The sequence below is a fragment of the Ehrlichia canis str. Jake genome (genome assembly GCF_000012565.1).
GTDB lineage: Bacteria > Pseudomonadota > Alphaproteobacteria > Rickettsiales > Anaplasmataceae > Ehrlichia > Ehrlichia canis.
Genome location: NC_007354.1, coordinates 280664 through 300500 on the forward strand (window position 1 = coordinate 280664; position 19837 = coordinate 300500).

13 protein-coding genes, 3 tRNA genes and 1 rRNA gene are annotated in these 19837 nt (G+C 30.2%); 12 read left to right on the plus strand and 5 right to left on the minus strand.

Going from position 1 to position 19837, the window contains the following annotated elements:
- Positions 1-88: 88 nt before the first annotated feature.
- From dnaE to ECAJ_RS01010, 6 genes are all read left to right on the plus strand, one after another.
- Positions 89-3460, plus strand: coding sequence for a DNA polymerase III subunit alpha (gene dnaE / locus ECAJ_RS00985; protein ID WP_011304316.1), 3372 nt, complete (start codon positions 89-91; stop codon positions 3458-3460).
- 293 nt (positions 3461-3753) lie between these two features.
- The gene (locus ECAJ_RS00990; protein WP_011304317.1) at positions 3754-5040 is read left to right on the plus strand and encodes a 3-phosphoshikimate 1-carboxyvinyltransferase; all 1287 of its coding nucleotides are present in this window, start codon (positions 3754-3756) and stop codon (positions 5038-5040) included.
- A 229-nt stretch (positions 5041-5269) separates the two neighbouring features.
- Positions 5270-6777 (plus strand): 16S ribosomal RNA (locus ECAJ_RS00995).
- A gap of 174 nt (positions 6778-6951) precedes the next feature.
- Positions 6952-7338 carry a succinate dehydrogenase, cytochrome b556 subunit gene (gene sdhC / locus ECAJ_RS01000; protein ID WP_044262114.1) on the plus strand — a complete coding sequence of 129 codons (387 nt, stop codon included), beginning with the start codon at positions 6952-6954 and terminating at the stop codon, positions 7336-7338.
- 14 nt (positions 7339-7352) lie between these two features.
- Entirely contained in the window at positions 7353-7709 is a 357-nt protein-coding gene (sdhD, locus tag ECAJ_RS01005) for a succinate dehydrogenase, hydrophobic membrane anchor protein (RefSeq protein ID WP_011304319.1), read from the plus strand.
- 222 nt (positions 7710-7931) lie between these two features.
- Entirely contained in the window at positions 7932-9197 is a 1266-nt protein-coding gene (locus ECAJ_RS01010) for a hypothetical protein (protein WP_011304320.1), read from the plus strand.
- 266 nt (positions 9198-9463) lie between these two features.
- Here ECAJ_RS01010 and thiD read toward each other — a convergent pair whose 3' ends face one another.
- Both thiD and ECAJ_RS01020 read right to left on the minus strand, forming a co-directional pair.
- Positions 9464-10273 carry a bifunctional hydroxymethylpyrimidine kinase/phosphomethylpyrimidine kinase gene (thiD, locus tag ECAJ_RS01015; protein ID WP_011304321.1) on the minus strand — a complete coding sequence of 270 codons (810 nt, stop codon included), beginning with the start codon at positions 10271-10273 and terminating at the stop codon, positions 9464-9466.
- Positions 10266-10922: a DnaA ATPase domain-containing protein gene (locus ECAJ_RS01020; protein ID WP_011304322.1), complete on the minus strand. Its 657-nt coding sequence runs from the start codon at positions 10920-10922 to the stop codon at positions 10266-10268. The genes thiD and ECAJ_RS01020 overlap by 8 nt, the downstream gene beginning before the upstream one ends.
- A gap of 398 nt (positions 10923-11320) precedes the next feature.
- Here ECAJ_RS01020 and rpsD point away from each other — a divergent pair, with 398 nt between their 5' ends.
- The 4 genes from rpsD to iscX all read left to right on the plus strand — a co-directional run bounded on the left by rpsD (position 11321) and on the right by iscX (position 16441).
- On the plus strand, positions 11321-11929 hold the full coding sequence (gene rpsD, locus ECAJ_RS01025) for a 30S ribosomal protein S4 (protein WP_011304323.1): 609 nt from the start codon (positions 11321-11323) through the stop codon (positions 11927-11929).
- Between the two features lie 8 nt (positions 11930-11937).
- A tRNA-Leu gene (locus ECAJ_RS01030) sits at positions 11938-12024 on the plus strand.
- Positions 12025-13241: 1217 nt separating this feature from the next.
- The gene (locus tag ECAJ_RS01035) at positions 13242-14363 is read left to right on the plus strand and encodes an AI-2E family transporter (RefSeq protein WP_011304324.1); all 1122 of its coding nucleotides are present in this window, start codon (positions 13242-13244) and stop codon (positions 14361-14363) included.
- 1877 nt (positions 14364-16240) lie between these two features.
- A complete protein-coding gene (gene iscX, locus ECAJ_RS01040; RefSeq protein ID WP_011304325.1) occupies positions 16241-16441 on the plus strand; it encodes a Fe-S cluster assembly protein IscX in 201 nt (66 codons plus the stop codon).
- A 32-nt stretch (positions 16442-16473) separates the two neighbouring features.
- Here iscX and ECAJ_RS01045 read toward each other — a convergent pair whose 3' ends face one another.
- From ECAJ_RS01045 to ECAJ_RS01055, 3 genes are read right to left on the minus strand one after another with little or no spacing between them, the layout of a single operon-like run.
- Complete coding sequence (locus ECAJ_RS01045; RefSeq protein ID WP_011304326.1) at positions 16474-17619, minus strand: hypothetical protein; 1146 nt, start codon at positions 17617-17619, stop codon at positions 16474-16476.
- A 41-nt stretch (positions 17620-17660) separates the two neighbouring features.
- On the minus strand, positions 17661-18446 hold the full coding sequence (locus ECAJ_RS01050) for a GNAT family N-acetyltransferase (protein ID WP_011304327.1): 786 nt from the start codon (positions 18444-18446) through the stop codon (positions 17661-17663).
- A gap of 1 nt (position 18447) precedes the next feature.
- Complete coding sequence (locus ECAJ_RS01055; RefSeq protein WP_011304328.1) at positions 18448-18954, minus strand: phosphatidylglycerophosphatase A family protein; 507 nt, start codon at positions 18952-18954, stop codon at positions 18448-18450.
- 525 nt (positions 18955-19479) lie between these two features.
- On the opposite strand from ECAJ_RS01055, the gene ECAJ_RS01060 reads away from it, so the two are divergent.
- Both ECAJ_RS01060 and ECAJ_RS01065 read left to right on the plus strand, forming a co-directional pair.
- Positions 19480-19552 (plus strand) — tRNA-Lys (locus ECAJ_RS01060).
- A gap of 180 nt (positions 19553-19732) precedes the next feature.
- Positions 19733-19816, plus strand: a tRNA-Leu gene (locus ECAJ_RS01065).
- Positions 19817-19837 lie beyond the last annotated feature (21 nt).

Below are 19837 nucleotides of genomic sequence, written 5' to 3' on the forward strand. Positions count from 1 at the left end.
TTATAAGTATAACATGATATGCAATATTAAAAACTCTTGCTGAATTGTGTATCGTTCTGTGTAGTAAATTGCTTGTTAATTGGTAATTATGAGTCAAATATTTGTTCATCTTAGATCTCATAGTGATTACTCATTGCTTCATGGGATGGTAAAAATAGAGTCTTTAGTGAACTTGTGTGTGCAACATAATATGCCTGCGTTGGCATTGACAGATTCAGGTAATTTGTTTGGGTCTTTGGAATTTTCTGATTGTGCTTCTAATTCAGGTATACAGCCTATTATAGGTTGTAATATAATGATAAGTTATAATGGTGATAATATTGGAGAACTAATATTATTAGTTAAAAATCAAGTAGGGTACAGTAATATTGTTAATCTTGTTAGTAATTCATTTAGAAATGATCAGTCCGGTAAAATTAATAGAATAGATTTAAATACACTTATTAGCCTAAAAGATGGGATTATCGTTCTAACAGGAGGACATGATGGGTTTTTAGCTCAACTTTTATTGGGAAATGTAATTGACTATGGCATTATAGATAAATTATTACTTGCTTTTAAAGGTAATCTTTATGTTGAACTTCAACGTCATAATATTGAGGAAGAAAAGCTAATAGAAAGAACACTTATTAAGTTTGCTTATGAAAAGGATGTCCCATTAGTCGCAACAAATGATATACTATTTGCAAGAAGAGAAGATTTTTTAGCTCATGATGTCTTATCTTGCATATCAGATGGTAATTATATTGCTCAAGAAGATAGAAAAATGTTTACAGAAGAGCATTATTTTAAGTCTTCTAATGAGATGCATGAATTATTTGTGGATATTCCTGAGGCAATTTCTAATACTGTATTAATAGCTCAGCGTTGTTCTTTTATGCCAGAAATTAGGAAACCAATGTTACCTCATTTTCCTTGTTCTAGCGGTAGAAATGAAAGTCAAGAATTAATAAGCCAAGCAATTGATGGTTTGAATAGTCGTTTGAAAGATAGCAATTTGTCTAAAGAACAAACATCTAAGTATTATGAAAGATTGCATTATGAATTAGATATTATTATTTCAATGGATTATGCAGGATACTTTTTAATAGTATCGGATTTTATATGTTGGAGTAAAAGGAATGATATAATGGTAGGCCCTGGTAGGGGTTCTGGTGCTGGTTCTCTTGTTGCTTGGTCTTTACAGATTACTGATCTTGATCCTATAGAATTTGGTTTAATTTTTGAAAGGTTTTTAAATCCTGATCGTATTTCAATGCCGGACTTTGATATTGATTTTTGTCAGGAAGGCAGAGATCACGTTATAGAATATGTAAGAAAAAAATATGGTTATGTTGCTCATATTATAACTTTTGGTAAATTGCAGGCTAAAGCTGTGCTTCGTGATGTTGGTAGAGTTATGCAGATGCCTTATTTTCAAGTAGATAGAATTTGTAAAATGATTCCTCATAATCCAGTTAGACCTGTTACTTTATCTGAAGCGATAGAGATGGATAAAAATTTACAGAAAGAACGTGATGATGATGAGACAGTTGCTAAATTATTAGAAATATCATTAAAGCTTGAAGGACTTTATCGTCATGTTTCAATACATGCTGCAGGTATTGTAATTTGTGATAGAAGATTAGAAGAATTGCTGCCTTTATATTATGATAATGTGTCTTTTCTTCCTATTACACAGTATAATATGAAATATACTGAAAAGGCTGGATTAGTTAAATTTGATTTTTTAGGATTACGTACATTAACTGTTATAAATCAAATTTGTCATTTGGTGAATAATGGAGGCCAAAATGTTGATATATCACGTATTCCTTTAAATGATAAAAAAACATATGAAATGTTATCTGCTGGTGATTCTGTTGGTGTGTTTCAGCTTGAAAGTTCAGGTATGAGAGAAGTAATTAGTAAACTAAAACCAGATAATATAAATGATATTATTGCGTTAATTTCTCTTTATAGACCAGGTCCTATGGATAACATATCTATATACATAGCGCGTAAACATGGGTTTGAAAAGCCAGATTATATACATCCAATTCTTGAAGGTGTTCTTAAAGAGACTTTTGGCGTTATCATTTACCAAGAACAGGTCATGGAAATTGCCAAGATCATGGCTGGATATAGTTTAGGTGAAGCAGATTTGTTAAGACGTGCAATGGGTAAGAAAATCAAAGAGGAAATGGATAATCAACGTAGAGCATTTATAAGTGGTGCTATTAATAATGGAATAGAAGAAGAAAAGGCAAGCTATATTTTTGATCTGGTGGCGAAATTTGCAGGTTATGGATTTAATAAATCTCATGCTGCAGCTTATGCATTAATTAGTTATCAAACTGCTTATTTAAAAGCTAATTATACATTAGAGTTTTTTACTGCATCTATGAATTTAGATATAACAGATAAAGATAAGTTAGAAATGTTATGTCATCAAGCAAAGTTGCATGGTATAAAGATATTGCCGCCGGATATTAATACTTCTAAAGTATTCTTTACTATTGAAGGATCGTCATCTATTAGATATGCTCTTGGAGCTCTTAAAAATGTAGGGCAACACTCAGCAAAAGAAATAGTAGATGATATTGCCTATAAAGATATATGGGATTTTATTGATAGGGTAAGTACCAAATGTGTACATAAGAGAATACTAGAAAGTATTATTAAGGCTGGAGTTCTAGATAGTATTCATAGTAACAGAAAGCAGCTTTTTGAGTCAGTTTTTCTGTTTTTAGACATTATTGAATATAATAAATATAATGCTAATTTTAATCAGTTCAGTTTATTTACTGATAGGGCTCATTATAAATTATCAGAGACTGATGATTGGACTAAAGAAGAGAAATTAGATAATGAATTTTCTTCTATAGGGTTTTATCTTAATCATCATCCTATGGAAAACTATAAGTGTCTTTTGGAAAAGTTGAATATAGGATTTATTAACTATGATGATAGGTCTGCTTATAATAATAGAATTGTAGGGATAATTTCTAGTGTTAAAGTACGTTCTGCAAGTAGGGATAAATTTGCAGTTGTGACTCTTTCTGATCCTTATAATATTCATGAAATAGCTTTTTATAATGGTAGTGTAATAGAGGACAATAAGGATTTATTTACTAGTGGTGCGCCTGTTATTATTGAAATGGATAATGATTTTTATAGCACTGCAGCAAGATTACTTGGTAAGAATATATATAGCTTTGAAAGTAAAATATCCTCTATTATCAAAAGCATGGTTATATATATCAGTGTTGAAGACAGTGTGATAATAAAAGAGTTATCAAGTTTATTAAAGGATAATGGCTCTACTGTTGTATTGATTAATGTGCTACTACCTGATGATCATGTGACAATCCAATTACCAAATAGTTTTTTAATTACTCCTTTAATTTTTATGCAAATTTTCAAATTAAGTTGGGTAAGGGATATTGAAATTAATAGCATTACAAATGAACATATTTGATTTATTGGTGATTTTGTGAAAGAATTTTTATTGGTATTAGTTGACTAATTATGTTGAGTGCTGATAATTGTGATATTATAAATGTTTGTACTTTCTCGTATTAATGATTAAGTAAGTGTGTAGGATTGCGTTCAATGAACTAATTTTTAGTGTTGTTAACATTTTAGTGGTATCTAGTGATATTGATAGTATCTCTAGCGCTCTTGTGTATTCTGATATTATTGGAATATTAAATTAATGAATGTGATGTCGTTATATTCTACTAAGTTATACTCTATAGTAGGTTGATGTTTATGGTTCTGATATCTGAGAAAATATATCATATGTGTGGTCATGTAGATATACTAAAAGATAATTTAATGTCACATGCAACTTTAGTGTTAGCATCTCAGGTAATAGGTGTGACTAAGATTTATGACCTTGTATTTAATGATGATATAATGTTAACCATAAAGGCTTTAGATTTGCTTGGTGTTAAAATTAAATATAACAAGAGTAGTAAAGTTTGTACTGTTGAAGGAATGGGTGTAGGAGGGTTTCTTTGTCCAAAAGATGCATTGTATTTAAATAATCCAGCTATTTATATGATGATAGGCTGCTTAGCTAGTTGTCCTTTTACATCTTTTTTGTATGGGAATAGTAACATAAGTATTAGTAAGGTAATGAAACCATTATTATTAATGGGTGCTAGATTTATTGCAAATGATAATAAATTTCCAGCTGCTTTAGTTGGATATATAGATATGTTACCTATAAGGTATGTAGCTAAAGATGATGAAACAAAAATGGCAATGATATTTGCTGCGTTGAATACGTTTGGTACTACAACTATAATTAGTACTACTGGTAAAGATAGTATTGTACCTATACTTCAATATCTTAATGTAGGGATAGAGTGCTTTATAAATAAGAATTATGTCATTAATATATCTGGCCAACGGGAATTGTACTCCAAAGATATGTGTATTCCGAATGATTTTTTTTGTATGTTATCTTTTATAGCTGTAGCTTTAGTTTTAAAAGAATCAGAGATCACTATATTAAATGTCTTACTAACTGATAGAATAAAGAGTTTTTGTAAAGTTTTAATAGAAATGGGAGGTAATCTTTTTTTTGTTAATCATAGAAACAATGCAATTGGAGAAAAAGTTGCAGATCTTTTGATTAAAGGTAGTGTTTTACAAGGCATGAAGTGTTTGCATAATAATGACTTTGATATAGATGAGTATTTATTTATTGTGATAATAGCTGCATATGCTGATGGTATAACAGTTTTGAGTAATGTATTAGATCATATACTTATGGATAAAAGATTGAAAACTGTAATAAATGAATTAGTGAAAGCTGGAATAAGAATAGATATAGAAGGAAATAGGTTAATTATTTATGGTTGCTCTGATAATATTTTAGATTGGAATCTAGTAGATGCATGTTACGATTTTAAAATGACAATATTATTTTTAGTCATAGGTATGATTTCTAAGAATGTTATAAAAATAAAAAATATTAGAAAAACAAGAGATTTGCTTACAATAATTGAGTTATTTAATAAGCATGGAGCTGGTATTAAGATCATCTAATTTTTTATTTTAAAATTAATGTTAAAAAATGTATTGACATTAAATGTATATTAATTGATAATTCAACCCATGGCTAAATGTCATAAATGATGAAGTTGTTTGAATAGTTTAAGTTTATAGAATAGAAATAAAGGCGGCGATGCATAATAGCTAATTTATTTTATCGTGCATCAAAGTATTTTATTTGTTTGTTTGCATGAGTCCAAGCCATAATGTATATGGTTTTGTCAAACTTGAGAGTTTGATCCTGGCTCAGAACGAACGCTGGCGGCAAGCCTAACACATGCAAGTCGAACGGACAATTATTTATAGCCTCTGGCTATAGGAAATTGTTAGTGGCAGACGGGTGAGTAATGCGTAGGAATCTACCTAGTAGTACGGAATAGCCATTAGAAATGGTGGGTAATACTGTATAATCCCCGAGGGGGAAAGATTTATCGCTATTAGATGAGCCTACGTTAGATTAGCTAGTTGGTGAGGTAATGGCTTACCAAGGCTATGATCTATAGCTGGTCTGAGAGGACGATCAGCCACACTGGAACTGAGATACGGTCCAGACTCCTACGGGAGGCAGCAGTGGGGAATATTGGACAATGGGCGAAAGCCTGATCCAGCTATGCCGCGTGAGTGAAGAAGGCCTTCGGGTTGTAAAACTCTTTCAATAGGGAAGATAATGACGGTACCTATAGAAGAAGTCCCGGCAAACTCTGTGCCAGCAGCCGCGGTAATACGGAGGGGGCAAGCGTTGTTCGGAATTATTGGGCGTAAAGGGCACGTAGGTGGACTAGTAAGTTAAAAGTGAAATACCAAAGCTTAACTTTGGAGCGGCTTTTAATACTGCTAGACTAGAGGTCGAAAGAGGATAGCGGAATTCCTAGTGTAGAGGTGAAATTCGTAGATATTAGGAGGAACACCAGTGGCGAAGGCGGCTATCTGGTTCGATACTGACACTGAGGTGCGAAAGCGTGGGGAGCAAACAGGATTAGATACCCTGGTAGTCCACGCTGTAAACGATGAGTGCTAAATGTGAGGATTTTATCTTTGTATTGTAGCTAACGCGTTAAGCACTCCGCCTGGGGACTACGGTCGCAAGACTAAAACTCAAAGGAATTGACGGGGACCCGCAACAAGCGGTGGAGCATGTGGTTTAATTCGATGCTACGCGAAAAACCTTACCACTTTTTGACATGAAGGTCGTATCCCTCCTAACAGGGGGAGTCAGTTCGGCTGGACCTTACACAGGTGCTGCATGGTTGTCGTCAGCTCGTGTCGTGAGATGTTGGGTTAAGTCCCGCAACGAGCGCAACCCTCATTCTTAGTTACCAACAGGTAATGCTGGGCACTCTAAGGAAACTGCCAGTGATAAACTGGAGGAAGGTGGGGATGATGTCAAATCAGCACGGCCCTTATAGGGTGGGCTACACACGTGCTACAATGGCAACTACAATAGGTTGCGAGACCGCAAGGTTTAGCTAATCCATAAAAGTTGTCTCAGTTCGGATTGTTCTCTGAAACTCGAGAGCATGAAGTCGGAATCGCTAGTAATCGTGGATCATCACGCCACGGTGAATACGTTCTCGGGTCTTGTACACACTGCCCGTCACGCCATGGGAATTGGCTTAACTCGAAGCTGGTGTGCTAACCGCAAGGAAGCAGCCATTTAAGGTTGGGTTAGTGACTAGGGTGAAGTCGTAACAAGGTAGCTGTAGGTGAACCTGCGGCTGGATTACCTCCTTTTAGGCTTTCTTATCGTATATTATTTTTTAGTAATGTTTTTTGATAAGGTGCTACGCCGTCTTTGTTTCTATTTTATTTTTACTGTCTTAGCTTAATATTTAAGTGTTAGGTTATATTTTTTGTAGTTTTAAGTATAAGTTTCTTTAAAATTTGTTTCATTTTTTTAATTTGATAATGTCAAAAGTTAGGCCTTTATCTCCACATCTGCAAATATATAAGGTTGTATATAAGCTATCTATTATGCATAGATTTACTGGCATGCTGTTGTTTGTAGGTCTATTTATAATTTCATGGGGTATTATTGCTGCCTTTTTATTTCCTAAAATTATATATGAGATTTATAATTTTTTTTCTACTTGTTATTTAGCATTGTATTCTTTCAAGTTGATTGCGTTTATATGGTTAAATATATTTTCCTATCATTATTTGAATGGTATAAGGCATTTGTTATGGGATTTAGGGTTCTGTTTAACTAAATCTGCAGTGAAGGTTACTGGTATAATTGTTGTGTGTTTATGTATAATCTCTTCTTTTATACTTTATAGTTTATTCCTGAGTTGATGGTATAGTTATTTATGGTTAGTCATTCAGTTTATCATTGGTTGATTCAAAGGGCTACAGCTTTTGTTTTACTTCCTCTTTCCATGTGGTTTTTGTTTAAGTTTGTTGCTGTTGTTTCTTTAATATTTAAGTCTTTGCCAGATCTTCATTTATGTTTTTCTAGTATAGGTATAACTGACCTTGTTGTTTTATTATGCTTTTTTGTTTTTGCGTTTTATCATGGAGTTTTAGGTATACAAGTTATATTAGAAGACTATATACATTCTTCTATATTAAGGACATCGGTATTTCTTGTTATTAAAGTGATTGTAGTTTTAACAGTATTGTTTTTGGTGTTTATAGTTTTGTATAATACGTTATTTATGTATTAATTACGTTTGTTGTCTGTAGTTTATTAATAATATAAAGTTTTTTAGTTAATAATTTTTTTCTTTTTTCTGTATACTATAAACTTAATGTTTTGTAATTGGTAGATCTGTTTTTATATAAGATATTTGTATCTATCTCTATGTTATTATTCTTAATGTTAATTTTTTTACTATTATATTGTATAATGTAGTAAGTATTTATATTTTTATAATTAGTATTGACATATGTTAGGTAATTTTTTTAGTAGTGTTGGGCGTGGTTTTAGAGCAGTACAAAATTATCCTTTAATAGTTTTTAATGCGTTACGTAGGGCATATAGTTATTTTGGTGTTGTGCCGTTACTTCGTCTCTTGCCCATGTTTGGTACTAATCAAGCAGTAACTTGCAGAGCACGATTTCCAGCATTGCATAAAAATCAAACATGCAAATATGTGTCTAGTAGATGTTGTCAAAAAGGAATAGACTTTTACGGTGATCATGTAGTATATCAAGGGAAACTATATCCTATTATTCCATTAAAGACTCCCGATGGAGGTCCAGTCTATAATGTGCAAGGACATAGATTGTTTGCTATAAATACTGCTCATAATAATTATAAAGATTTTGAAGGTAAAATAGAAAAGAATAAGGTGTTGGTTGTAGCTTATGATGGGAATAGGGTTGTTGATCCAGTACAGGGTAAAGGTAGTAGAGAAGTAATGTTAAGTGCTAAGCATAAAAACATTTATCCTTTTTCTTTTTCTATTGTTAATCATGAGACTGGACAACGGGATCTTGTGCTATCCTTTCTTATGTTACCATTAAATTTATCTGGGTTAGCAGTTGGGTGTGCAGGTAGATTGGTAGCTTCAGTAATAGCTGGTGTTGGTAAATGTTGTGAAAAAGCTGCTGGACTTATGTCTAAAAATATGGATAGGGATATAATTCATCAAAGTTCTGGTGTTGTAACAGGTGGTAATAAACCATATTTTAGAACCCTTGCTGTGTTTTTATTATCTATGATGGCGAATAGCTTAGAATGCACTGCTTCTATTGTAAAAAATTCTGCTGATTTTTCTGAATCTATAATTAGATTCCCTAGTGGAATAATGAATGGTATACATAACGGAAATATGAGATGTTTACCAGTAACTGCAGGACTTGCAGCTATTGCTCAATCTTCTAAATCTTTGTTTGTGGGTATGAAAAATTCTGGGTTATCTCTTGTTAGAGAATGTGTACTGTTTAAAGCTAGAATGACTGGAGATACTGGGACTTTGAGGGAACATGTAGGTAATGCTGGGTTGGTTGCAGAACAACCACAGGATGTACAAGAACAACAAGGCAAAGAAGAAGCGCAACGCAAAAAGAAAAAGATGAGTCGTCGTGATTTAGAAGCAGTAAAACAACTTGGTGAGTCTCTTAGTTCACAAATTTTGTGTGGTACAGAAGAAGATATAAGAAAAGAACTAACTAAGCAAAGAAAAGCATCTACTAAAACTGTACAATGATTTGTTGATAAGAAACATCAGATATTCCAACTATAATGTTGTTGTTTATTATATGATTATTGGAAAATCATAAGAATATTAAAAGTAGTATCACTAAGTGGTTGGTTACTTATTATGTTATAATACTATCTGTATTGTTGTTTACAAATCCATTTGTTGTAATTTATTAATTGAAATGTGTGTATAGTTATAGTGCAAAGTTATATTTTAAGTTTGAATTATAAGTTTATAATGTGAATAACTTAGAATAAAAAATATAGATTTTGTTAAAAGGTAGTGTTTATTACATTGTAATTATGAAATACAGGATTGTTTCCCTTTCCTATTTGTGGGACTGTTTTGATAGTTTTAAGAATATATTGGATAGCTAAGTTTACACTTTCTTGTACTGAAATTTTTTGTGATATAAAGCTTGCAATAGCTGAAGATAAAGTACAACCTGTACCGTGTAACTCTCCATCAAAAATTCTTTGATGTGGAAAGTTCAAAATTTGATTGTCTTCTGTCAGTAAAATATTATTTATAGTCTCTTGGTTAATATGCCCACCTTTAATCAAAACATATTTTGCTCCAAGTGACTTAATTTGTTGACTTGCTTTTATCATGTCATCTTGGTTGATAATTTTAGTTTGAGCTAGAACTTCTGCTTCTGTTATATTTGGTGTAATAATTGTTGCTCTGTAAATTATGTGTTTTATAAAATCAAAAATTGCACTATTGTCCATTAATCTAAAGTTTGATGTTGATATCATTACTGGGTCTACAACGATAGGAATGTGTGGTAAAGATTGTGCTACTGCTATAATTGCTTCAGAAGAGGGTAGCATCCCAATTTTAATGGCATCTATGTCGATATCAGATAAAACAGCTTCTATTTGTTGCTTAATGATATTTTGTGGCATGTTATATACATTATAAACTTGAGAAGTATTTTGTGCTGTAACTGATGTGATACAACTTGCTGCATAGCAGCCTAGTGCTGAAATAGTTTTTATATCTGCTTGAATACCAGCGCCGCCACATGAATCGGATCCAGCTATGGTTAGTACTTTCCCTTTGTATTGATGTTTAGTCATTTTTCTCTATTATAGATTTTACAAACGGAATAGTAACACCATTGTTATAGTAAGGTAAATTTCTATCTATGCATTTTACTATATTACTTAGATTTTGAAAAGAGCGTTCTGTATTATTGAGGATATAGTTTATAACTTTTAGCTCTATGTGTATTTGTTTATCAGCAAATAATTTTATAAGCATAATTTTTAGTAATTCTTCATCTGGGTTTGCTAATTTTGCGCTCATAGTATGTAATATACGAGATTTTAAATCTTTTATATGATAATTGAGTAATCTAGGAGCTATGGAAGAAGTCATGAGCAGTAGCTTTTTATTTTCTTTTATATAATTGTAATAATGTAGTATAGATAGTTCATTGTCTATGTTATCTATGTTTTCTATGATAAAGGCATTATTGTTTGATATTATATCTCCTATATCTTCTTTAGTATTGATTAGGTATTGATCAATAAAAATAGCATTTTTAAGTTTTTGCCATATATGTGCAAGGTGAGTTTTTCCTGAGCCTGATTTTCCATATAGAATGAAAGAATTCCATTCTTGGTTCATTAACATATTATATGTTGCTTTGTTTTGCTCTAACAGTATGTAGTCATGATAGTGATATGAATAACTATCTTCAAGATCAAATAGTGTTAGTTGCATTTATTAATTACCAATTTGTGAGTTTATTATTTAGTATTATAATAGTAATATTGTTGATACTACCATGCTAGTAAATTTACGTATATATTCTTGCCAAAAATGTTGTTTTATGAATATAGTCTAGTAATCTATAGGTGTAGAAGGAAGGTAAATCTGTTAATTGCATGTGTGTGTAGATAATGTTATTCAGTAGATTTTTTTCATTTACAATATTCTTTAATAAGTATATTGCAGTGATAAATTCGTAAAAATAAATTGACATGTATTGATAAAGTTATGATACTAAAGTTTACACAGTTTTGTATTTTGCAAAGCTTAGGTGTTTATGTCATGTTGTACTTAAAAGTATTTTTTTGATACTTTTATGTATGTTTTAGTTTGATTATCAATAAGGGTATATGGCAGTACAAAGAAAATATAGAGCAAGTCGTAGATTAGGTGTAAGCCTTTGGGGGAGATCTAAAGATCCGTTTAATACAAGGAATTATCCACCTGGTCAGCATGGTAATATGGGTTATAAGAAGCCATCTGATTTCGGTAAGCAGTTTGCAGCGCATAAGAAGTTTAAGTTTTATTATGCTATAAGTAGTAAACAGATGCGCAATGTTTTCTTGAAAGCATATAAGAAAAGAGGCGATACTGGAGATAATTTTGTTGGGCTATTGGAATCTAGGTTATCAAGTATTCTATATAATTCTGGGCTTGTACCGACTATTTTTTCTGCAAGGCAACTAATATCTCATAAGCATGTTTTAGTTAACGGTAAGACAGTAAACATATCGAGTTATATTGTAAAGGTAGGTGATGTAGTTACCCTTAAAGAAAAGGCAAAGAATTTACCTGCAGTGATTGCTGCGATACAATCTCAAGAGCATAAGGTACCTGACTATTTGGAAGTTGATACTCAAGAGAAGTCGGTGAGGTATTTAAGAGTGCCTAAGTATTGTGAAGTTCCATATCCAGCTACTATGGAAGTTAATTTAGTTATAGAATTTTACTCTAGATAATCTATAGCGCCCACGTGGCGGAATCGGTAGACGCTGCGGACTTAAAATCCGTTGACCGTAAGGTCGTGGGAGTTCAAGTCTCCCCATGGGCACCAGAATGGTTTAGTGTTTTGTTATGTACTGTGTTGTTCAATTAATTCTTAGTATAAGTCTGATCAATGCTAAGAATAATTATCTTGTTGAACAATAGTTAAGCTAGTTTAAAACTGTATTTGGTGGATTATAGTGTATTGTTATGTTTGTGTAGTGAATTAAGATAAAGGTCATTACTTCTGATGTTAGTTCTGTAATTAAAAGATATTTTAACTTATATTAAACTCAAGCATATTGTAGTATGTGTACATCATAAAACGTATACTTAGTTAACCTCTGGTGTAAACTGGAGTGTTATATAAGTAAGTTTAGAATTTACATAGATTATTTTTATTTAATAAAGTAATGTAAGTTTAGATAATAATTAAAAAGCACATTACTGTGATAGAAGTTAAGCTATGGTTTTACGAAGAGCTGATACAGTAATGTACCTATAGTTATAAAGTTTATTATTTTTTTACGCATGTTGTAGCAAAAGTAAGTTGTAATAATATAAATGTTAATGATTTTAGAAATGATTAATTTACTCAATAATGGATAAGTTAATATAAATATTAGTTAGTGAATTATAATGTATGTGATATTTGTGATAGGTAATTAGAATAAAAGTCATGATTCCTGATATAAATCCTATAATTAAAAAATATTTTAACTTTATTAAGCTCAAGCATATTGTATAGTATATGCCCATAATGAAACTTAATTGTCGTTTAATATAAGCTAATATGATAGATAAATTTGTAATTTATATACTTAGTTTAATATATTGATGTAAATTTGAATGATAATTAAAATAAGTTCATTACTTGAATTGCAGTTAGTAGAGTTAATGTTAACCTATGTTTGTAAGATATCTTGTTATTGTCTTTATACATATTATAAAGTAAGTTGTAGTTGATATAAACCCCACTGTTAAAGTTAATATAGACTTTGATAATGCTAGGTTGGACAATAGTTAAGCTGATGTAATTTATAGTTTATTATGTAGCTTCTCCTGAATAATAGTAAAATTATTGAAAACTATAAGAAAATAAATTTTTTGTTTATATATTAGATATGACATAAAAGGTATCTATCATGCAATTGTTAAAAGCATTAAGTGACTTGATGTAGTTACCTTTTTATTAAGTAATTAGACTAAATTATGGTAAGTTGAATATATATCTATGCAAAAAATGCTAAGATAGTATAATGTAAAAAAATTTATAAGCTTGAGCTGATGGGTGAGCAACTTTGTAAGCTAATTGATAAGTATGTAACACGTGGTGTTATTATTCTAATAATTATACTTGCAATTTTTATTATTAAGCCTGTATTTGCTCCATGTTGTAGTGCTATAATAATGGCTTATTTGCTTAATCCATTGGTAAACAAGTTGCAGAATATAGGGTTATCACGTCAGTTTTCTGTGGCTGTAATTTTGCTATCTTCAGTGTGTATAATTATAGCATTTTTGATTAGTTTTATACCTATTGCTTATTCGCAATTATTATCGCTTGTAAGGTTTCTTATAGAGAGAATACCATTAATTCACAAGGATAGCATAACTGCTTTTCTTCAAAAATATAATATAGTTGAATATGAAGAGGTGTCTAATGTAATGAGGTTATCGCAATTATCTTTTGAGAATTTGTTGAGTTATGAAAATATAAAACCTCTTATTGGTGTTTTGGTAGGTATACTGAAAAGCTTAGATAATATATTATTTGGGGCAATAAACTCTAGTATCAGTATAAGTTATACAGTTTCTATCATATTAATTACTCCTATATTGTTGTTCTATATATTATGTAATTGGCCGTCAATTGTTGAATATTCAAATTCTCTGATTCCTGTAAAATATCAGAGTGTTGCTAAGCTATATACGGAAAGAATAGACAAAATAATTTCAGCTTACATTAGAGGTCAATTAAGTGTGTGTTTCATTATGGGCATATACTATACAATATGTTTGAGTTTAATAAAGTTAAAATATTTTTTAATTATAGGATTTATATCAGGAATTATGACTTTTATTCCATATGTTGGACCTATTTCATGTGTAGTATTAAGTTTTGTAATAACAATGTTACAATTTAATAGTTGGACAATATGTGGGATAGTTTTGGTAATGTTTATTATTGGGCAGTTAGTTGAGTCAAATATCATTACTCCACTATTAATAGGAAAAAGTATAGATATACATCCTATATGGATAATTATTGGAATGATAACATGTGGGTCACAAATTGGATTTACAGGTATATTATTATCAATTCCTATCACAGCAATAGTTGGAGTATTTGTTAAGTCGTTTATAAGTTACTATATGGGTAGTGAGTTTTACAGAAATACTAGTTGAAAGACTTATGTGGCAGTAGTTATTGTTTAATCATTATTTGTGGTTGCTAATAGGTAGTGAGTTTTACAGACTACTGATAAAATTTTTACAATAAAGTTCATGTTGTACTGTTATGAATTACAACATAGACAGTGGATTTTACAGAAATACTAGTTGAAAGACTTATGTGGCAGTAGTTATTGTTTAATCATTATTTGTAGTTGCTAAATAGGTAGTGAGTTTTACAGGCTACTGATAAAATTTTTACAATAAAGTTCATGTTACACTGTTATAAGTTACAACATAGACAGTGGATTTTATATTAGTGAAAAACTTATTATGGCATAGTTATTGTTTAATCATTATTTGTAGTTGCTGAATAGGTGGTGAGTTTTGCAGGCTACTGATAAAATTTTTATAATAAAGTTCATGTTACACTGTTATAAGTTACAACATAGACAGTGGATTTTATATTAGTGAAAAACTTATTATGGCATAGTTATTGTTTAATCATTATTTGTAGTTGCTAAATAGGTGGTGAGTTTTGCAAAATGCTGATTGAAATTTTTGCAATAAAGTTCATGTTGTACTGTTATGAATTACAACATAGACAGTGGATTTTATATTAGTGAAAAACTTATTATGGCATAGTTATTGTTTAATCATTATTTGTAGTTGCTGAATAGGTGGTGAGTTTTGCAAAATGCTGATTGAAATTTTTGCAATAAAGTTCATGTTGTACTGTTATGAATTACAACATAGACAGTGGATTTTATATTAGTGAAAAACTTATTATGGCATAGTTATTGTTTAATCATTATTTGTAGTTGCTGAATAGGTGGTGAGTTTTGCAAAATGCTGATTGAAATTTTTGCAATAATAGTTCATGTTACACTGTTATAAGTTACAACATAGACAGTGGATTTTACAGAAATACTAGTTGAAAGACTTATGTGGCAGTAGTTATTGTTTAATCATTATTTGTGGTTGCTAAATAGGTAGTGAGTTTTGCAGGCTACTGATAAAATTTTTACAATAAAGTTCATGTTGTACTGTTATGAATTACAACATAGACAATGGATTTTATATTAGTGGAAAACTTATTATGGCATAGTTATTGTTTAATCATTATTTGTAGTTGCTAAATAGGTAGTGAGTTTTACAGGCTACTGATAAAATTTTTACAATAAAGTTCATGTTGTACTGTTATGAATTACAACATAGACAGTGGATTTTACAAGAATATTAGTGAAAGAGACTTATGCTGCAATAGTTAAGTTAGGTTTATGATTTGTATTGCTAAATAAATAGTGAGTGTTGCAGAAAACTAATGAAGGACCTGTTATCTCAAATTGAGATTGAGTATTTATAGCTACTACATAGACAGTAATTTTACAAAGTACTGAAGATTTGAGTATAGTTGGATAATGTTGGACTAGTTTGCATGATGAAATATTCTGTCTTATGAAGTTATACTATATTAGAATTGTGTTTGATAAAACATCTTAAGCAAAATTAAAAAAGCATTGGGTATATGGGTACGTGACTATTAATTTTAAATTTATTGCTGTTTTTTAAAAGAGTATAGTTGAAAGTATTTATTGTTCTTCTTTAATACTGTTGAAGATGTGTACGGTAGTTAATTTCTTTATATTTCTTATTAACCCCAAAGTTATATAAAGATCATGTGCTACAAGAATAACTGAAAGTAAAATATCATTTATAATTTGAAATGATGTGTAATAAGTTTTCTTTCTTTGTGTAGGTAATGTAATATATTTGTATTTTTAATCTGAATGTTTTTATTTCAATGTTAATATTCTGTGATGTAGTTTAGCTTGTGTAATTATATTTTATGTATTAAATGGAATTTATATTCTCAAAAAAAGGTATTTTATATGAAATGGAATGATATTGAAAGTGTTGCAATGTCTTTGGAAGATCATTACCCTAGACATGATATATTTGGTACTAGGTTTACAGATTTGCGTTTAATGATTTTAGGGTTGCCAGACTTTGATGATGATAAGGATGGTTGTAATGAGAAAATTCTAGAATCTATACAATTGGCTTGGAGTGAGGAACGTGAAAATAAGTAGATTTTTAATTGCACTTTTCAATAGTTGGATAATTATTTATTGTATATAAAGGTTAGTTCTTGTTTGAAGTTTGGGATAACTATAACTTTGAGTGTGATGTTGTCTTTTAAAATCATTGTTCCATGATATGGTTCAGTAACCTGCTTAAATATTTCATGTTGTTGTTGATGTATTAAATCTAATTTTTCTTTATCTAATAAATTACTATCTTCATATATTTTTTGTAAAATGCTTGAATAATTTGGATTAGTATCTAACCATGAAGAGTTTAATTGCCAAAGTTTTGTGAAAATTTTATTGTAGAATATAATTGATCCATCTCTATTATATATTGCTACAGCATTCGGAAGATTGTTTAATAGATTTGTCTGTAAAGTAGTGTAGTTTTTAAGTTCTTGAGTAAAATAGTTGAGTCGAGTTATATCTTCTCCGTATCCAATAAATTCTGTAGAGTTTTTTATGGGGATTTCTATCATGTTGTATAGTTTTCTTTCATTATTAATGATAGCATATTGTACTTTTTGATTTATTGTATTATTTTTTTTACTGATGAACTGTGGATTTTGATCTATGTCTATATTGATATTATGTTGTACAAGTTCTGAGTAAAATGAGTTGTGAGTCTTGATTTTGAAATCTTTGTCCCTTTTCCATAAGGGGTATGGTAGATTATTTAATATGTCAGTATAGTTTAGTAAGTTTTCTTTTAATGTTGTGTTTTCGTATTCTAAACTTGTTATTGCTAATTTATAGTTTGTTATGTTTTGTACCCAAAGCAATACGCCCATTATTTGGCCATTGTTATCAACTATACTTTGTCCATAACAAGTACAGTATATTTCTGTGTCTTGACCTTTTAAATCTATAGTAAATGATTTATTAACTTTTTTTGCTTCAGCAAATTTTTTTTGTAATTCTTTTGATTCTTCAAAAAAATCAGCAAACTCGTCAAAAGAATAAAAGACTGTATTAAGTAAAATTTGTAAATTTGGGGAAAATCTTTCTATACGTCGCTTTTCATCCCAAAGATAGAATCCATCTCCTAAGGTTGATAATAAACTGTTAATAAGATTATTGTTGTGTTTTAACGCACAAATATTAACGTTAGCGCGGTAATAAGCATTTATTAATAAACCTAAAACAAATATTAACAAAAAAATGGTAATGTAAATAAACATAATAATGTATCTTCTTGAATTTATTATAATTTTGTAAAACTCTATGCCAAAGATGTGTATAGAGATAAACTACCAAGCATTTTAAATCCTAATCTCTTATACAAGTTTACAGAAGGCTTCATACATTGAGCTACAGCATAAGAGCAATTATATTGTTTTTTTGCTATTTTAATTCTTTCTAATACCATTTGACTTGCTATTCCTTGATTACGATATTCTGAAAACACACCATCACTATACAATCCAACGACTTTGTCTTGTACATACATGCCACATATTCCTACTTTGATATTGTTACACTTTACTAGGAAAAATTTTAATTTTGAATTATTAATATCATGGTGGTTGGCTAACCCTCTTAAAAAAGTTGTAATTTCATTTTGTTGACTGTAAAATATTTTTGAGGCACTTTTGTCAAGTTCTAATAATTTCTCTTCATTGTTTACTATATCCAACGTAATGCTTGGGCCTTTTATAGGTGGCATGATATAGTTTTCTATATTTGCAATTGCTTTTTTTGGTGGGCTGACATTTACTAACCCTAGTTTTTCAAGAGTTGACTTTAACTTTTTCATGTGTGGTTCTACTGGCCAAGTTGCGTCAATTTTTCTTTTTTTTAAGAATTCTAAAACCTCTATTATGTTTTTTTCATTGCATTCAGTTGTGTTATCATAAAAAGCAAAGTTGAGTAAGGAACTCTTGCTATCATTAATAGTAAGTGTAATGTTTTGAAAATGATGAATTTCTAAATTTGATATTTGCATTGTATGTATCATATAATCTTTTAAGTTACTTACTACCAAAGAAGAAATGTGTCCGTTTTCCACTCTAAGTACCTATTTTTGCAATAATAAATGTAGTGCATATAGAAGACATAATACCTGCAAGAATATCATCTAGTATTATGCCTGGAGTTCCAGATATTCGCTCAATAATGTTTATCGGCCATATTTTTGTGATATCGAATATTCTAAAAAATATAAAGCTAATGATGAATGTTTTTATGTAATGTGATGTGTATGCAACATGAAATGTTTGAGGTATGTAATGGTAATACCTAAAAAAAAATATAGGAAGAGAAAAAGCTATTGATTGTCCTATTACTTCATCTATTACAATTTCTTTAGGATCGATTTTATTTGGGTAATCTAATAAATATTTTGGGATTGCAAGGCATCCTAAAATAGTTATTAATGTAATGGTTAGTATACCAAATAAATTGCTTAGTATGACAGCAGGAAAAAGCAGTACTGTAGCAAAGCTAGCAACAGTTCCTGGGGCTTTAGTTATATTACCACAACCAAACCATGTAGCTACCATCATATATAATTGCATTCCACCTCTACATGAAAAACAAATAAATTAACCCTACAATAAAGTACTTAAACTATATATTAAGTAACAAGCTTAAACTTCTTATACAAAAGTATAGGTGTATAGTTATCAGTGTTTTAACCAATGATCGTTTACAGGATACTTATGACAAGGAGAACTACTGTTTACTGAATTGATACATGGACTTTTAATTCTACGCTCTCTTTTTGAAAAAGTTATACAACCGGATACAGTACACATTAGTACTATAAGAAGAAGAATTTTTAATAATCTCATGTGATATCACCTTGCAGCATGAAAACTCCATAATTATGCTAATCTAGCATCAACTTTATTGTATAATTGATAGTGTTAATAGTCAAGATTACCATATTGAAAAAATATTAAATTGCTTTAATCTAAAAATGAGCATTTTATGTTAATACAATATTAATAAATAGTAATTGACAGTAACTTTGTGTGTATTTGAATTTGACAAACAAGCAATCGAAGTTTAGTCTAATTGTTTAGAAGTAGTAATCTTAAGGTCCCGTAGCTCAGTTGGTAGAGCAATTGGCTCTTAATCAATGTGTCGTGTGTTCGAACCACACCGGGATCACTTCTTGAAAGTTGGTAATGTTTATAATATAGTTAAATGATCGTTATTATAAGGATAGTATAATTAAATGCTTGTATTATGTTTGTGTTATACTTGATTATAAAATCTTGAGGATTGTATCATAGGTGTCTATAATTTAGTGTTTGATTATTTAATTAGTATTGTAGCGGTGATTTTTGAGCGGATATGGCGGAATTGGTAGACGTGCTAGGTTTAGGTCCTAGTAAGATAAAACTTGTGGGGGTTCAAGTCCCTCTATCCGCACTTTAGGGATCGGTAAAGGTA

Excerpts from the sequence above, each read along its gene's own strand:
- dnaE (WP_011304316.1), top strand. The coding sequence starts at position 89 with ATGAGTCAAATATTTGTTCATCTTAGATCTCATAGTGATTACTCATTG.
- ECAJ_RS00990 (WP_011304317.1), top strand. The coding sequence starts at position 3,754 with ATGGTTCTGATATCTGAGAAAATATATCATATGTGTGGTCATGTAGAT.
- sdhC (WP_044262114.1), top strand. The coding sequence starts at position 6,952 with ATGTCAAAAGTTAGGCCTTTATCTCCACATCTGCAAATATATAAGGTT.
- sdhD (WP_011304319.1), top strand. The coding sequence starts at position 7,353 with ATGGTTAGTCATTCAGTTTATCATTGGTTGATTCAAAGGGCTACAGCT.
- ECAJ_RS01010 (WP_011304320.1), top strand. The coding sequence starts at position 7,932 with ATGTTAGGTAATTTTTTTAGTAGTGTTGGGCGTGGTTTTAGAGCAGTA.
- thiD (WP_011304321.1), bottom strand. The coding sequence starts at position 10,273 with ATGACTAAACATCAATACAAAGGGAAAGTACTAACCATAGCTGGATCC.
- ECAJ_RS01020 (WP_011304322.1), bottom strand. The coding sequence starts at position 10,922 with ATGCAACTAACACTATTTGATCTTGAAGATAGTTATTCATATCACTAT.
- rpsD (WP_011304323.1), top strand. The coding sequence starts at position 11,321 with ATGGCAGTACAAAGAAAATATAGAGCAAGTCGTAGATTAGGTGTAAGC.
- ECAJ_RS01035 (WP_011304324.1), top strand. The coding sequence starts at position 13,242 with ATGGGTGAGCAACTTTGTAAGCTAATTGATAAGTATGTAACACGTGGT.
- iscX (WP_011304325.1), top strand. The coding sequence starts at position 16,241 with ATGAAATGGAATGATATTGAAAGTGTTGCAATGTCTTTGGAAGATCAT.
- ECAJ_RS01045 (WP_011304326.1), bottom strand. The coding sequence starts at position 17,619 with ATGTTTATTTACATTACCATTTTTTTGTTAATATTTGTTTTAGGTTTA.
- ECAJ_RS01055 (WP_011304328.1), bottom strand. The coding sequence starts at position 18,954 with ATGCAATTATATATGATGGTAGCTACATGGTTTGGTTGTGGTAATATA.